The sequence below is a fragment of the Metabacillus sp. YM-086 genome (genome assembly GCF_048059995.1).
Classification (GTDB): Bacteria; Bacillota; Bacilli; order Bacillales; family Bacillaceae; genus Metabacillus; species Metabacillus litoralis_B.
The window spans coordinates 16857-33327 of record NZ_JBLUOI010000020.1; the positions used below are offsets into that span (position 1 = coordinate 16857).

Consider the following 16471-nt stretch of genomic DNA (forward strand, 5'->3'; position numbering starts at 1 on the left):
ACATACCGATTGCCTCATTTTTTTTAGTTATAAATTAATGAAAAATATGTCTTTCCCAATACATCATAAGATCGTCTTCTTCCACTTTTGTCATAGATACCTTTTCTAGAACTTTAATAGAAGCAGTGTTTGTCTTTAAGCATTCTGCAAGCACCTTTTTAACCTTTCCCGACTTAAAGGCCCAATTAAGGAGTGCTTCTACCGCTTCAGTTGCATACCCTTGTCCCTGTTCTTCTCTCAATATTCCATATCCTACTTCAACAATACCGTTATCAGGTTTTCCTTTAAATCCAATATCGCCGATCAATTGTTCATCATCTTTTCGGAAAACTAGCCATACTCCCCAGCCTTTGAGATCAGAGTCTAATTCTACTTCTTCCAAATAGTGCTGAATATGTGGCCCTATCTCCATCTCCACGGGTAATAATTTCTCTTCACAAGGTTTGATCATTAGTCTGTTCGTTACAATTTCCATGTCTTTTCCTCTTCCCTTTACTAACTAGTTAATGACGAAGATAGCGGGAGAGTGATCGAAATGGTAGTCCCATTTGAATCACTGTTAATTTGTACTTCACCATCATGCTGCTTCACAATTTCATAGCTTACCATTACACCCAATCCAGTACCATTTTCCTTTGTCGTAAAAAATGGCTCACCTATTTTCTTAAGAATATCCTCTGGAATTCCTGGGCCCTGGTCAATGATTTTAATAATGACCGATTGATCTCCAACTTTTTCACTTTTAACAAAGATCATTCCACCATCGGTATAACTCATTGCCTCGATAGCATTTTTAATAAAATTAATAAACACTTGTTTTAATTTGTTTTCATCACATAAAACCTCTAATGAATCTTTTGAGAAAGACGTTTGAATATGTACATCATGGAGAATGGCCTGCGATTTTGTTAACGCAACTACATGCTGCAATATACTTTTTATATCTTTTTTGCTGTATTTATCAAGTTGTGGTTTTGCTAAAGCTAATAATTCGCTTAGAATGATCTCAATTCGATTAATTTCAGCTGAAATTACTGAGAAAAACTCTTGCTTATAGCTCTTCCCACTCTCCATTAACTGTAAAAAACCTTTTATAGCAGTTATTGGATTACGTATTTCATGCGCGATTCCTGCTGCTAATTGACCTGCAACAGAAAGCTTTTCAGAGTTAATCATCACTTCGTGTGCTAATTTCCTCTCAGTTATGTCTCTAATAATTAAATTAACGGCTCTATTTCCTTGAAAGATAGTTGGAATGGCTTTAATCTCAACATCAATTTCTTTGCCTGTTAATTGTAGAAATTTCTCCTCATAAAGATCTGATGCAACACCATCTTCTTCTGCTTCTTTCAAACATTTAATGAGATGGCTTTCATCTATATTTGGAATAAAGTCCTGAACATTCTTATTAATAACATCTTCTTTCTTTTCTCCTCCTAATAAGAATGATGCTTCATTATTCGCATAAACACGACCATCTTGGGTAATAATAACTCCATCAGGGGAATGTTCAATGAGACTTCGGTGTAGACGTTCACTTTCCTGCAGTTTTAATTTTTGATCATTAAATTTTGTAATATCCTTTGCAATACCATAAACGCCAATTACTTCGTTATCAACAATAATCGGTGAATTTGTTACTTCTAATTCCTTCTGCGTTTGATCCTTTGTATAAATCGTGCATTCATAATGCTGAAGATCACCGTTCAGTGTATTGTGAAAAACTTCGTCAACATATTCAAAACTATTCTTTACAAGAAGGTCATTGTAGCTTAAGCAATATAACTCTTCTTTCGAGTATCCCGTTAGTTCTTCACACACGTTATTCACTCTAATATAATTTCCTTCTAAGTCCATTGCATAGTAAGCTTCCTGCTTTAATTTTGCAAACTGTTGATCAAAAAAGCTACATTTCTTTATGAACTCTTCCAGCTTCTCTCTCTTTCCTTTATTCATTGTGCTGCTCATGATGTTCCCCTTCCGTCTCTATCTTCTAATTTATGTATGGATAAATGCGGGTGCTTATTTTATTATGTAATATTCATTACTACTGTCTATTTTAATTTTACACTATAAATTTTTCAAACTGTTCAATTTTTTAGAAAAGGTGGAAACAAATCAATAAAAAAAGGCTGAAGTTCCAATACATTTGGATGGTCTTCAACCTGACTTGAGATGCTTATGAAGGATCTACCTCATCATAAGATAAAGTAACAACCTTTGTAGAATCTCCTTGGTTAACTTCTTCCTCTGTTGCATTTTGGTTTAACTCTGGATCATCATCCATGCCTGGGGCAATCTGTTCATTATCGATTGGTTCATTTCTCTTCTTCATCTTAATCACTCCTTCCAATGATTAACATTCCCCTTTTGGAAATGAGTTTATTCAGGCAAAGATATAAATAAAAAGCCGACACTCCGCAATTGATCCGAGGGGGTTAGATCACTGCGAAAGTGTCAGCTGGTAAAGCATCTATATAAAGAGTTACAGCCATTCCTATTACTAAATTACTTTATGCATTTGTTGCATCTTTGTTTGTGAGCTTAATAGTAACGGTCATTTTTTCTCCTGCTCGGTAAAGAGTTACTTTTACTTCTTCACCAATTTCCGTTTCTGAATAGAGAAACTTTCTTAAATCACTAGAACTTGTGATTTTTTGATCGTTCATTGAGATAATCACATCTTGTTGCTTAAGACCTGCTTCATCTGCCGGTGATGCTGGTGAAACATTCCCAACAATAACACCTTCTGTCACTTCTTCAGGCAGACCCATGTTTTGTTGTAGATAATATTGTGGAACCTCACTCATCTCAACTAATCCTACCCCAAGGAAAGGACGTTGGATCTTGCCATTAGACAATAGCTCTTCAGCAATAGGAACAACATCGTTACTCGGAATAGCGAAGCCTAGCCCTTCTACACCGCTATCACTAATTTTCAAACTGTTAATTCCAATAACCTGTCCACTCATGTTTATTAATGGACCTCCACTGTTACCTGGATTTATCGCTGCATCTGTTTGAAGAACATCTAGTGCCCAATTACCTTCAGATGTTGTTACATCAATTGTCCGATCAATACCGCTTATGATTCCCTGTGTTACGGTTCTTGAGAATTCTTCTCCTAATGGATTTCCAATTGCGATCACATCTTCACCTGTACGAAGTTGTGTTGAATCGCCTAACTCTGCCACAACCTCGACATGCTCTGCATCAATTTTGAGTACAGCTATGTCAGTTAATGCATCCGTTCCGACTAGCTCTGCTGGAACTTTCTCTCCATTATAAAGAGTTACTTCAATTGATTGTGCTCCTTCAATAACGTGGTTATTTGTTAAAATATATCCTGCATCACCTTCTTTTTTAAAGATGAATCCTGAACCTGTTCCAGCTTCAACACTTTCTGATGAGCTGTTAAAGAAATCCCTGCTTGTTTGTGTTTGCATATTCGTAATCCCTACAATTGCTGGCGTTAGGCTATCAACGATATCAGCAATAGAGCTTGAGCCTGTAGATAACTCTTGTGTTGAGACATTAGGAGCAGAATCAATATTTTGAGTAACAGCTTCAACTGCAGCAGTATTTTGTTCTACTGCCGGTTGTTGTTGCTCCTGTGTATAAGTCGTCACACCTAACACTAAAGCTCCACCAACAATACCACTTAGCAGTGAAGAGAAAACTGGCTTGATACTTTTTCTTGTTTTTTTCTGTTCGCGTGTAATTTCTGTTTGATCATAATATCCCATATTCTTTCCTCCTATAATAATCAATCGTTTTCTTTTATATAAATCAGTGAAATGCTTTAGATACCTTGAGAACTTACAAACCCACCAATAATGAGCAAAACAAACAGAAGGGAAACACCTGTAAAAATTAGAGCTCTCATTTCATTATCTCCTTTTATCGCGTACACCTCATGTGTTCGCTTTTTTGCTTAACCTAACTATATGACAAGAGTTTGGGATAATAATGAGAGAATTGTGGGAAATTGTGAAATTTATCAACGTTTCAAATTGAACGTTGTATAATAGCGATGAAAGGAAGTGACACAATGAGTTATAACGTATACCTAGTCGAGGATGAACAGAACTTAAATGAATTGTTAACCATGTATCTCAAAAATGAAAAATGGTCTGTTACCTCTTGCCTAACTGGGTCCCAAGCAAGAGAGCTAATAGACAAGCCACCTCATTTATGGATCCTGGATATTATGCTTCCTGATATTGACGGTTATCAATTAATTCGTGAAATAAAAGCAGCAACACCTAACGTTCCTGTTATTTTTATCTCTGCTAGAGATGCTGATATTGATCGTGTTTTAGGGCTGGAGCTTGGTAGTGATGATTATATTTCAAAGCCTTTTTTACCGAGAGAACTAGTCATTCGCGCACAAAAGCTATTATCAAGAACATATTTTGAGGAATCAAATGAAGCTAGTAAAGTCATTACTCTTACTCCCTATGAAATAGACGAGCAAGTAAGAATCGTTTACTTAAATAAAGAAGAAGTTAACTTAACATCAAAAGAATTTGATTTACTTCAATTGTTTTTACACAATCAAGGTCAGGCTTTTTCTAGAGAGCAAATTCTAACGAACATTTGGGGAGAAGATTATTTCGGAACAGATCGAGTTGTTGACGATTTAGTCCGAAGACTAAGAAAGAAAATGCCGGAACTAAAACTAGAAACAATCTATGGATTTGGTTACAGGATGCTAAAAGGATGAAAAATAAACCGTTAGCCTTTCAAATTTGGGTAGTATTCTCAGGCATTCTCTTAGTGATTTCATTATTATTAGTGATTTTTTTCCCAACCACTTTACGAAGCTTTTTCACAAAAGAGATTTATAAAACGATTGAAAATGAACAACTTGTATTAATGGAATATGGTAATCCTGGAAACAGTCTGCAAAATGGCAAACAAAAAGACCGTACTGTTTCTCATTGGTTCTTACCTATTCAAAGTCGTTACTATTTTTATGATGATGAACTTCCAGCTAATTTTATCCGTCAAACACAAGATTTAGCTGCACAGCAAACAGCATCTAGTGAACGATATGAAAAGAATCTACGGAATCAAACACTTTTTTATGTGATTCATAAGATAACGATCAACGGTGAGCCGAGTTACTTATTATCCTACTCATGGGATTCTTATCGGAACGATCTCGTATTTACCTTATTTCGGCAGCTCATGATTGTAATGGCGGTTGTCTTTTTATTTAGCTGGATACCATCGATTTGGCTTGCAAGGTATTTATCAAAACCACTTGTTAAGCTTGAAAAGCATGTAAAAGATATTTCTGAGCAAGCCTGGCACGAACCAGTTGAAGTAGACCGAAACGATGAAATTGGAAAGCTCGGACACATGATTGAAAAGATGCGTCAGCACCTTGTAAGGAAAGATGAAGCCCAGCAAACGCTGCTTCAAAATATTTCACATGATTTAAAAACACCTGTTATGGTTATCCGAGGGTATGCGAGATCTGTTAATGACGGGATTTTCCCAAAAGGTGATCTTTCCAGTACAATGGATGTTATTGAAGATGAATCAGAAAAGCTTGAGAAAAAAATAAAAGATTTACTTTACTTAACAAAGCTTGATTTTCTATCCACAAGAAAACCGAAAAAAGCTCCGTTTCGCCTCGATATGCTTATACACGAGGAAGTGGAACGAATTAAATGGGCAAAACCCGAACTTACTTGGAATTTAAATGTTGAAGACGCAACAATTATGGGGGATTCAGAGCAGTGGGAAAAGCTGCTGGAAAATCTACTTGAAAATTCCTTACGTTATGCTGAGACAGCCATTTCAATATCAATGTCAAAATCAGAACATTATCTTACTTTAAGCTTATGGAATGATGGACCGCCTATTGACAAAGAGATCATTGGACAGCTTTTTGAACCTTTTCAAAAAGGACAAAAAGGAGAATTTGGAATTGGATTGAGCATTGTTAAACGTATTGCAGATTTGCATGAATCTAAGGTGTGGGCAGTAAACGAGAGAAATGGAGCTGCTTTCTATATAGAAATTCCTATAGGCTGATCGTAATAAGGAGATCTAACTCAGATGTTAGATCTCCTTTTGGATTATTTAGGGTATGTCATTTCTTCTGGCTTCACATATTGATCAAATTGATCTTCAGTTAATAGCTCCAATTGTAAAGCAGCTTCTTTTAATGTTAATCCTTCTTTATGAGCTAGCTTAGCAATTTTTGCTGCATTTTCATAGCCAATATGAGGGTTTAGCGCGGTAACGAGCATTAATGAATCTTTCACATACTTTTCGATGACTGGGATATTGGCCTCAATCCCAACTGCACAATTATCATGAAACGAAACAATTCCATCTGAAAGGAGTTGTACTGATTGTAAAAAGTTATAAATGATAACCGGCTTAAAAACATTCAGCTCAAAATTCCCCTGACTCGCTGCAAACCCAATGGCAGCGTCATTTCCCATTACTTGAACAGCAACCATCGTTAGCGCTTCACTTTGAGTTGGGTTTACTTTTCCCGGCATGATAGAGCTTCCTGGTTCATTTTCTGGAATTATAATTTCGCCAATTCCACATCTTGGCCCACTAGCTAACCAACGAACATCATTTGCAATTTTCATTAAGTTAGCAGCCAATGCCTTTAACGCTCCATGAGCGTATACCGTTTCATCATGGCTTGTTAAGGCATGAAATTTATTAATTGAAGATTGAAATCTCTCATTTGTAAAATCACTTATTTCTTTTGCCACACGATCACCGAACTCAGGGTGGGCATTAATACCAGTACCAACAGCTGTTCCACCTATAGCTAAATTTTTCATATAGGATGTGGCTTGCTGAATCATTTCCTTCGTTTGCGAAAGCATATGTGTCCAGCCACTGATTTCCTGGCCCAACGTTAATGGTGTCGCATCTTGCAAATGAGTACGTCCAATTTTCACAATGTCCTCAAATCTCTTCTCTTTTTCAATTAACGTAGCATGCAGCTTATCAATTGCTGGTATAAGCTTACTTTCTACTGCTAAAACTCCGGCTATATGCATAGCAGTGGGAAATGTGTCATTTGAACTTTGACTCATATTCACATCATCATTTGGATGAATAGCTTCTTCTATTCCTTTTTCCTTCAAAAGCTCATTTCCTCTTCTGGCTACAACTTCGTTAACATTCATATTACTTTGTGTGCCACTACCTGTTTGCCATACAACAAGGGGAAAATGATCATTTAATTTTCCTTCTATGATTTCGTCACAAGCCTTAATAATTGCCTCTGCCTTTTCTTTATGTAATTTTCCAAGTGAATCGTTTACAATTGCAGCACTTCTTTTTAAAATGGCAAACCCAGTAATAACCTCGTTCGGCATCTTTTCTCCACCAATTTTAAAATTTTGCTTGCTGCGCTGAGTTTGTGCTCCCCAATACTTTTCAGCTGGTACTTGAATCTCTCCCATTGTGTCTTTCTCTACACGATAATCCAACTAACACACCTCCGAAAAATAAATTCACTTCACTTTCTATTTTATGGGTTTTTAGGTTATTTTAAAAGTAATGACACTTTTTGTTAGTTTCATATAGTAAGCAAAGAATTTAATATTATTTCATATGAATTAAATTTTAAATAAATTTTTTCTTAAATCTTAGTTTATTCATTAGACAAACTAAGAGTTGGTTGTTATAATAAAAAACAGTTAATGATCATTTACTAAGTTCGCCATGTTGTGAAAGCGATAACAGCACGATCATACTCAAACAGAAGGGAGTCCAATAATAGAGCAAATATCGTAATTCAATCTACTAATCTAGCTATGGATAGAATCTTAAATTGATGTTCTATGAAAAATGTGTTTTATATTTACTACATAATTTCAATTTTTAAGAAAGGAGAATAGAGGAATATATAGTTAAAAAGTAATTATCTATACGATCTAATTAAAGCGTTATCATTCCTCTTAAAATTATTATGAAAAAACAAAATTCAATTTATATAATTGCTATTACTCTTGTAGCTACACTTGGTGGTTTACTTTTCGGTTATGATACAGCTGTTATATCTGGGGCTGAAAAGTCTCTAGAAGCGTATTTTATTGATAGCCTCGGACTTGATACCTTTGTACATGGAGTCACAACATCTAGTGCACTAATTGGTTGTATTATTGGTGGACTTATTTCTGGTTATTTTGCTTCTACCTTTGGTCGAAAGAAGTCATTATTAATCGCAGCAGCACTGTTTATCGTTTCGGCATTAGGCTCAGCTTACCCTGAATTTTTATTTTTCACAAAAGGTGAACCGTCTATATCTTTATTAGTTACTTTTAACATTTACCGAATTATTGGAGGTATTGGTGTTGGCCTGGCTTCCGCAATCTGTCCGATGTACATCGGTGAGATCGCTCCAGCGAATATTCGTGGTCGATTAGTTTCATTTAATCAATTTGCCATTATTTTTGGGATGCTAGTTGTATACTTTGTTAACTGGGGAATTGCTAAAGGTCAATCATTAGCATGGATTAACGATCTTGGCTGGAGATATATGTTTGCATCAGAGGCAATTCCAGCTTTACTATTTGCCGTATTTTTATTATTTGTTCCAGAAACACCTCGTTACTTAGCTATGAAAAAACAAGATAGTAAAGCCTTACAAATTTTAGAGAAAATTAACGGATCATCTGAAGCAAAATCAATTTTATCTGAAATTAAGAAAACGGTTACGATCCCTAAAGATAAGCTATTTTCATATGGAAAACTAGTCATTGTTATTGGGATTTTATTATCTATATTTCAACAATTTGTTGGAATCAATGTTGCTTTGTATTATGCTCCTCGTATTTTTGAAAGTATGGGTGCTGCTAAAGATGCTTCTATGTTACAAACCATTGTAATGGGACTTGTTAATGTAGTGTTTACGGTTATAGCCATTTTAACGGTTGATAAGTGGGGACGTAAGCCACTCTTGATTATTGGATCAATCGGAATGGCATTAGGAATGATGGGTGTTTCTACTATGGCATTTACAGGTGTAATCGGAATCAGCACACTTATTTTCATTATAATATATACTGCTTCATTCATGATGTCTTGGGGACCTATTTGCTGGGTATTAATCTCTGAAATATTCCCTAACAAAATTCGTGGGCAAGCAGTTGCTATTGCAGTTGCAGCGCAATGGGCTGCCAATTATTTTATCTCTTCTACGTATCCAATGATGATGGAATATAGTGGTGGTTTAACATACGGGTTTTACGGCTTAATGAGTATCCTTTCAGCAATTTTTGTTTGGAAGTTTGTTCCTGAAACCAAAGGTAGAACATTAGAAGATATGGAAAATATATGGATTACAAAGCAAGATAAATATAGTGCATAAAAAACAGGCGTTGGCTCAGACCAACGCCTGTTTTTTGACTTTAAATCGCCTGCAAACCAGCTTGATTCAAGAAATTCCAAGGTTTATTATAATGCGGCTGGAAGAAGAAATCGACGAAGCCTAGCTCATCCATTGTCATGTTATTTTGAATACAAACAGATAACGTATTGATAGACTGTGTCACATCGACTTTAGACATAACCTGAGCCCCGACTATTCGTTTCGTGTCTTCCTCATACACTACTTTCAGCATAATGTCTTCAAATGTAGGCATAAACTCTGGGCGGTCATGCTCTAAGATTGTGATACTTTTCACATTCAATCCCATACGAAATGCTGAAGCTTCAGTTAATCCTGTTGTTGCAATGTTTTGATCATAGATTTTTATACCTGAAGTTCCTTGTGTTCCCATATATCTAATCGTAGGTTTCACTAGGTTTTTTGCCACCAATGTCCCCATACGAACTGCATTTGTCGCAAGTGGAATATAGGCATAATCACCTGTTGGGTTGTAACGAATGGCACAGCTATCTCCAGCAGCAAACACATCTTTATGACTTGTTCTCATATACTCATCAACTTTTATTGCACCATTAGTAAGCATATCGACTTGTCCCTTTACTAATCCGGTATTCGGCTGGAATCCGATACATAAGATAACTAAGTCAGCGTCATAATGACCTTTAGTTGTTTCAACAGCAGACACCTTTCCTTCTTTTCCTGTGAAGCGTGTGACTGTTTCTCCTAATGCTAGACGGATATCTCGATCTTGAAAATCCTTTTCTACTATATTTGTAAATGGTTCATCTAAATATTTGCTTAAAATTCTTTCTTCTCCATCAATAAGTGTTACATTCTTACCACTCATTTCAAAAGCTTCAACCAACTCGATCCCGATATATCCTGCACCTACAACAACAATGTTTTGTGCATCCTTTGCTTTTTCAATAATTGTGTTGGCATGGTGGAAGTTCTTACATAAAAGGACATTCTCCATGTTAATTCCTTCTATTTTCGGTATGACTGGCCAAGAGCCTGTTGTCATGACAAGCTTATCAAACGTATCTTCAACTTTTTTATTCGTTGTAAGATCACGAGCCTCAATTGTTTTCTTTTCAATATTAATATCTAACACTTCATGCTTCAATTTCATCTTTACGCCGTGCTTTTCTAATTCTTCAGGAGAACAATAAAATAAACCATTAGGATCTTTCACTACTCCGCTAACATGTAAAGCAATCCCACAAGATAAAAAAGAAATATTGTCATTTTTTTCATAAACCGTGATCTCTGCCTCAGGGTAAAGCTTCATCATATTTGAAACAGCAGCAGTGCCGGCGTGTGTACATCCAATAACAGCAATTTTCATTTCGTATTCCTCCTAAAATATATTGTGAAGTTTTTCACATATGTTTGTGAAATATTTCACATTCACTTGATGTCTTTATTATATTTTACTTATTTCAAAAATACAATACTTTTTTGTGAAGTTTTTCACAATCTTATTTAAAAAGGTGCAGCCTCCTGCTTTAGTGAGGTTGCACCTTTTTAAACTTTTGATTCTATTCCTGCTCAAGATCGATTGTTAACCCTTCGACATACTTACGATTCAATAACTTTTTCTTCTTTCTTACATCTTTTGCATCAAAAACCTGGTCCATGTCATATTCATCTGGATACAGTTCCTCCGCTTGGATAAAAGGCTGAACTCGCTTGTGATTAAGCGTCATTTTTTCTCCCTTTACAATTAGCTTCATTTCTCCAATAGCATTGGCTGTCATTTCAACAATTCCCTTTGTTTGAAGGTGAGGAATCCAAACTGCATCCCCTATTTGATACTTCCCTGTATGCTTTTCACTTCTTACTTTTTCTATTTTACGTTCAGATTTTTTCCTATTCTTTGTTTTTGGAACAATCATTACTTTCTCTGTTGAACGGGAGTTGGAAATCTCTTTTGCTCGGTTAATAATATTGGCGGGCATACCAAGCTTCTGCGCAATAGAAAATGCCTGACTATCCCCTCCTTTACCTACAATCAGTTTATAAAGAGGCTGAAGAGTATGGATATCAAAATCCATTGATCCATTTTGAAAGCCTTCTGCTTTTTCGGCATAATCTTTTATTTCACTATAATGGGTTGTAGCAATTAGCATAGCACCTGAGTTATAGATTTCTTCTAGTATAGAAATGGCTAATCCCATTCCTTCACGTGGATCTGTACCTGAGCCAATCTCATCTAAAATAACAAGAGTATCTTCACGTGATTGTCTCAAAATATCAATCACATTTCGAATATGTGATGAAAACGTGCTTAATGAATGCTCAATGCTTTGGTGATCACCAATATCAACAAAAATGTTTTTAACAATGCTAAAAGTACTAAAAGAGTCAGCTGGTACATGAAGACCTGATTGAACCATCATTGATAACAAGCCAACCGTTTTTATTGTGACTGTTTTACCTCCTGTGTTAGGACCTGTGATAACAAGCGCCATATATTCTTGGCCTAATGACAAAGTTAAAGGTACAGCATTCAATCCTAATAAAGGATGTCTGGCATTGATAATTTCGAAGCCCTCATACTGCTTTATTTGGACTTCACTTCCTTTCATCAATTGACTTAACTTTGCTTTAGCAAAAATAAAGTCATAAGATACCATTCCTTCTATATTAATTAGAAGTTCTTGTTTGTATGAGGCAGTAAGATCTGTTAAGTGGCCCAAAATCTTTTGAATCTCCACCTCTTCTTCAACTTTTAAATAGCCAAGCTCATCTTGAAGTTTATTTAGATCATGCGGTTCCATAAAAACGGTTTGCCCACTTGATGATTGATCGACTATTGCACCTGAAAACTTCCGCTTGTATTCATTTTTCACTGGGACAACATACCGTCCATTCCTTACGCTAACAACTTGTTCCTGAAGATAAGTTGAAAAAGATTTCATGACTTGCGTTAGTTTTGATTTAATCTTTTCTTCAATTGTGATGATCTTGCCTCTGATCTTTGTTAATGAACGGCTAGCATAGTCATCTACTTGATTGTTTCTTATACAACGTGAAATTTCATCAGCCAAATCAGACAGTTCATACAAAGAATAGGCATATGAACTTATTGTGGGTGCATGGTATTCCTGCTTGATCATAAACCTTTTGATTTTCTTCACACTGTCTAAAAAAGCTCCTAAAAATTCAAATTGCTCTGGAGTTGGCATATATCCTTTATCAACTAGTGTAATGATTTGTTCAACACCGTGGAGGGAATGCACAGGGATACTCGATGATTTTTCAATAATAGTGCAAGCTTCTGTTGTTTCATTTAACCATCTTTTTATTTTCCCTTCATCAGTGATCGGTGTTAGTTCTTTAGCTCTTTGCTTGGCTTTTTCACTCATAGCAAATTTACTGAGTAGGTCTAAGACTTTGTTAAATTCTAAAACTTCAATTGTTTTGTTGTTCAATGGTTTGAACCTCCGTATATTTTTTATTTTAAATTAAAGTAAAAGCTGTTTTTGGGCTTTTAATGTTATTAAAAGTGAGAACTTGGTCGTTCCATTTTGCTCCAGACACTTGCTTTCCGCGGGGAGGAAGCTAAGCCTCCTCGGCTTTGCCTGCGGGGTCTCGGCCTTTCCTCTACCTCCCACAGGAGTCAAGTGTCTTCCGCTCCATTCCACTCTCATTTTAAAAATAGTTACTAAAACAACATCTTTGCTAAAAACAGCCAAAATAAAAAGAGGTGATGAACAATGGTTGTTCATCACCTCTTAAAACCTCTGCATGTGCCTAGGAGTCTACACTTAAGAACAAATGACTTAATGCCATTTGTTTTTTTGTAAACATAAAAATCCGTACTTAAACAAGCACGGATTTATCCACGAGCACTATGCTAAGAGATCGTAAATTGTGTACATAACCGTTTTTGTTCTTAACTGTCTACATGGGTACACTTTAATAAACCTTTCAATTTGAAAAGTTTTTAAAAGCTTTTACATGTAGATGAAGTATTTACTTCGATTAGTTAAGAACAGAAACCCTCACAAAACACATCTCCTAAAATATAATTACTTATAAAATATCAGAATCTAAAGTGAATTGTCAATATAAGGTTATTTAATTAAAGCCCTTTTCGAATTTCCTCCACGCTTTTTCCACCTAGGAAGGCGTGACCAGCTTTTATATTCATGATTGTCTCAAAACCTGATTTTTGATAAACTTTCTCTACTTGTTCGTTTATTGGGAAAACCCAAAAACGTTCAACATTTTTCTTTTTTACTTCTTCCTGAATGTAATGGATAAGTTGCCCTATTAAACCTTTTCCACGATATTCTTTCAATGTAGCCACACTCTCTAGCCTTGCATTTTGTTCATGAAAAAATACACAAGCTGTTGAACAAGGAACTCCATCATATTTTAATAGATAATGTGTATAGCACTTTTGTGCAAATTCCTCTTTAAAGGCATTTTCTCGAATACTGCCACCTAACTCTTGGATTTGGCACTCGATCTCAATAGCAGCTTGCATATTTTTCGTTGTTACTTTTTCAATCGTCACTTTTGGATCAACAGCAATCTCAACATTTCTCTTCCATAATTGAACAGGACTCTCAAATTCCTCAAATCTAAAACCCTTATCTTTTAATACAGTTAAAAATGCTTTCTGCTTTTCATAATTTGTTAAATAAAATCTTGGAATAATGTTCTTGCTTTGATAAAAATCAATGACTTCATTTATGATCTCTTCTGTATTACCTTCATATGATGAAAGATTTGCATGATTCGCATCATAATAGGTTGGTTGATTTTCATTATAAAAAAGATAGCCCCAGCTCTTCTCAAGCTTCGTTGAAAAAGATGATAGATAAGCTATATCCAGTTGATGAATATATGTTTCGATCATAATATATTCCCCACGTTCCATTTAAATTAAGGTGTCGCTATCCTCATCATATAGCTTTTAATAGAAACATTCTACTGATTTTTTGTATCACATCACTCATAACTCCATATTAAAGCTGGTATAATTTAAAGCGTTATCAAAGGAGGAATCTTCATGTCTTTTTTACAACAAGTTTCTCAATCTGAGAAAGCACCGATTAAAACGCGTTTCTTTTATGGATGGGTGATTGTCGCCATTGCTGCGGTCAGCGTTTTTTTCTCAGGACCTGGCCAAACTTATTCCATATCTCTTTTCATTGATGAATACATAAAGGACTTTGATTGGAGTCGTTCGACAGTCTCTTCTATTTATTCGGCCGCCACTTTACTTGCAGGACTTTTACTATTTCTTATTGGTCGTTTAATCGATAAATATGGTCAGCGAAAAATGGTGGTTATTATTTCGATTATGTTAGCTATCGCATGTTTTTGGAACGCAAATGTTACTAATATGTTTATGCTTTTTGTTGGATTTTTTCTTATCCGTTTATTTGGTCAAGGGTCCATGACCTTGCTACCCAACACATTAGTCGCACAATGGTTTATCAAATATCGGGGACGTGCCTTTAGCTTCATGGCAATCGGCGGTTTTATCAGCTCTGCCTCCTTTCCGATTCTTAATGCTTGGCTAATTAAACACTATGATTGGAATACAACATGGCTTGTTTGGGGGACTTTACTAGTAATCTTCTTTATACCGCTTGCCTTTTTCTTTATTCGCAATAAACCGGAGGACATCGGGATGTTACCCGACCATACTAGTGTTATAAACCAAAATCAACGTTCATCTGGTGAGAATCAACCTGAGCTCGAAGAAAATTGGACACTGCAAGAGGCAAGGAAAACACTCTCCTTTTGGCTCCTGCTTTTTTGTGTGGCCATTCCCGCTTTAGTGAATACCGGGTTAACGTTTCATCTTGTTTCAATTCTTGGGGAGGGTGGAATAAAACCAACAACAGCGGCAATGATTTTAAGCTTAATGGCCATTATCGGCTTTCCTATTTCCTTTATATCCGGCTTTCTTCTAGAACGAGTAAAGGTTAATATTTTGTTAGCAGCTGTTTTTATTGGTGAAGTGATTATGATTATCCTTCTTCTGTTTACTGATAGCTTTTTAATGGCTATCATTTTCGGAGTAATCTGGGGAATTACCGGTGGACTTGAACGAATTACACTTGCTGTTGTATGGCCATCCTATTATGGTCGGACACATATTGGAAGTATTAAAGGTCTTGCCATGACTGTAATGGTCATTGGCTCAGCTTTTGGTCCCCTCCCTTTTGGTGTAGCCTTTGATTTTTTCAAAGGTTATGAGGAAATCTTGCTATTTACTTTGATATTACCTATTGTCGCAGTAATTGCCTCTTTATCTGCTAAGCAACCTGTAAAGAAGCAACTCACGAACTAAAACATCCCTCCTTTTACGGGGGGTTTTCACTTATTTTTCACCTTATCATGCTAAAATACGTTAAAATGCTTTCTTGAGAGGAGTTTCATAAGTGAATTTATTATTAGCCGAAGATGATGTAAAGCTTGGTGAGCTTACTACATATATGTTAAAAAAAAAGGGAAAATATCAAGTTGATTGGGTGGAGAATGGTGAAGATGCTTATGACTATGCAATAGCTTCACACTATGATGTCATTATCTTAGATTGGATGATGCCTAGAGGAGACGGAATTGAGGTTTGTAAAAAGTTACGTGTTGAAGGTTATGGTGGGGCCATTTTAATGTTAACAGCAAAAGATGCGATTCAGGACAGGGTGATGGGACTTGATGCAGGTGCAGATGATTATCTTGTTAAACCTTTCGAAATTGAGGAATTATTAGCGAGAATAAGAGCATTAGGTCGCCGCAATTTTTCTCCAATACGTGAAGAAGTTCTTAAACTGGATGAACTTATTCTTAATCGCACAAGTCAAACACTTCAAGTTGATCAACAGATTGTTCAATTAACACCTCGTGAGTATCAGCTACTGGATTTATTAGTGCAAAATAAAGGACAAGTTCTTACACGAGACATTATTTATGATCGAATCTGGGGAACCGAAACAGATGTTTCCTATAAAACGATAGATGCAACAGTAAAGCTGCTTCGTAAAAAACTGTCTTCATTTGGAAAAGGCGATTGGTTGCAGAGCATAAGAAGAGTTGGCTATAAGCTTGAAACGTAATAAA

General features: G+C 35.8%; 14 protein-coding genes. 5 read left to right on the forward strand and 9 right to left on the reverse strand.

The features are described 5' to 3' along the window. Positions 1-34: 34 nt before the first annotated feature. The 4 genes from ACEWK1_RS10880 to ACEWK1_RS10895 form a co-directional block, all read right to left on the reverse strand. On the reverse strand, positions 35-475 hold the full coding sequence (locus ACEWK1_RS10880) for a GNAT family N-acetyltransferase (protein ID WP_121663352.1): 441 nt from the start codon (positions 473-475) through the stop codon (positions 35-37). Between the two features lie 20 nt (positions 476-495). Further along, the gene (locus tag ACEWK1_RS10885; RefSeq protein WP_416636226.1) at positions 496-1968 is read right to left on the reverse strand and encodes a PAS domain S-box protein; all 1473 of its coding nucleotides are present in this window, start codon (positions 1966-1968) and stop codon (positions 496-498) included. 211 nt (positions 1969-2179) lie between these two features. Next, complete coding sequence (locus tag ACEWK1_RS10890; protein WP_162987452.1) at positions 2180-2335, reverse strand: hypothetical protein; 156 nt, start codon at positions 2333-2335, stop codon at positions 2180-2182. A 178-nt stretch (positions 2336-2513) separates the two neighbouring features. Next, positions 2514-3746, reverse strand: coding sequence for a S1C family serine protease (locus ACEWK1_RS10895; RefSeq protein WP_416636227.1), 1233 nt, complete (start codon positions 3744-3746; stop codon positions 2514-2516). A gap of 305 nt (positions 3747-4051) precedes the next feature. Here ACEWK1_RS10895 and ACEWK1_RS10900 point away from each other — a divergent pair, with 305 nt between their 5' ends. Both ACEWK1_RS10900 and ACEWK1_RS10905 read left to right on the forward strand, forming a co-directional pair. Continuing rightward, positions 4052-4726: a response regulator transcription factor gene (locus tag ACEWK1_RS10900; RefSeq protein WP_416636228.1), complete on the forward strand. Its 675-nt coding sequence runs from the start codon at positions 4052-4054 to the stop codon at positions 4724-4726. Next, complete coding sequence (locus ACEWK1_RS10905; protein ID WP_416636229.1) at positions 4723-6048, forward strand: sensor histidine kinase; 1326 nt, start codon at positions 4723-4725, stop codon at positions 6046-6048. The genes ACEWK1_RS10900 and ACEWK1_RS10905 overlap by 4 nt, the downstream gene beginning before the upstream one ends. Positions 6049-6092: 44 nt before the next feature. On the opposite strand, the gene fumC is transcribed toward ACEWK1_RS10905, so the two are convergent. Continuing rightward, entirely contained in the window at positions 6093-7478 is a 1386-nt protein-coding gene (fumC, locus tag ACEWK1_RS10910) for a class II fumarate hydratase (RefSeq protein WP_416636230.1), read from the reverse strand. Between the two features lie 482 nt (positions 7479-7960). On the opposite strand from fumC, the gene xylE reads away from it, so the two are divergent. Further along, entirely contained in the window at positions 7961-9361 is a 1401-nt protein-coding gene (gene xylE / locus ACEWK1_RS10915) for a D-xylose transporter XylE (RefSeq protein ID WP_285842938.1), read from the forward strand. Positions 9362-9401: 40 nt separating this feature from the next. Here the strand turns inward: xylE and ACEWK1_RS10920 are convergent, their stop codons facing one another. The 4 genes from ACEWK1_RS10920 to ACEWK1_RS10935 all read right to left on the reverse strand — a co-directional run bounded on the left by ACEWK1_RS10920 (position 9402) and on the right by ACEWK1_RS10935 (position 14255). Further along, positions 9402-10730, reverse strand: a complete 1329-nt coding sequence (locus ACEWK1_RS10920; protein ID WP_416636231.1) for an FAD-dependent oxidoreductase — start codon at positions 10728-10730, stop codon at positions 9402-9404. A gap of 193 nt (positions 10731-10923) precedes the next feature. Continuing rightward, positions 10924-12819, reverse strand: coding sequence for an endonuclease MutS2 (locus tag ACEWK1_RS10925; protein ID WP_416636232.1), 1896 nt, complete (start codon positions 12817-12819; stop codon positions 10924-10926). A 33-nt stretch (positions 12820-12852) separates the two neighbouring features. Continuing rightward, on the reverse strand, positions 12853-13119 hold the full coding sequence (locus tag ACEWK1_RS10930) for a hypothetical protein (protein ID WP_416636233.1): 267 nt from the start codon (positions 13117-13119) through the stop codon (positions 12853-12855). Positions 13120-13472: 353 nt separating this feature from the next. Beyond that, positions 13473-14255, reverse strand: coding sequence for a GNAT family N-acetyltransferase (locus tag ACEWK1_RS10935; RefSeq protein WP_416636234.1), 783 nt, complete (start codon positions 14253-14255; stop codon positions 13473-13475). A gap of 153 nt (positions 14256-14408) precedes the next feature. Here ACEWK1_RS10935 and ACEWK1_RS10940 point away from each other — a divergent pair, with 153 nt between their 5' ends. After that, on the forward strand, positions 14409-15701 hold the full coding sequence (locus tag ACEWK1_RS10940) for an MFS transporter (protein ID WP_212137597.1): 1293 nt from the start codon (positions 14409-14411) through the stop codon (positions 15699-15701). Between the two features lie 91 nt (positions 15702-15792). Further along, positions 15793-16467, forward strand: a complete 675-nt coding sequence (locus ACEWK1_RS10945) for a response regulator transcription factor (protein ID WP_416636235.1) — start codon at positions 15793-15795, stop codon at positions 16465-16467. The last annotated feature ends 4 nt before the right edge of the window (positions 16468-16471 follow it).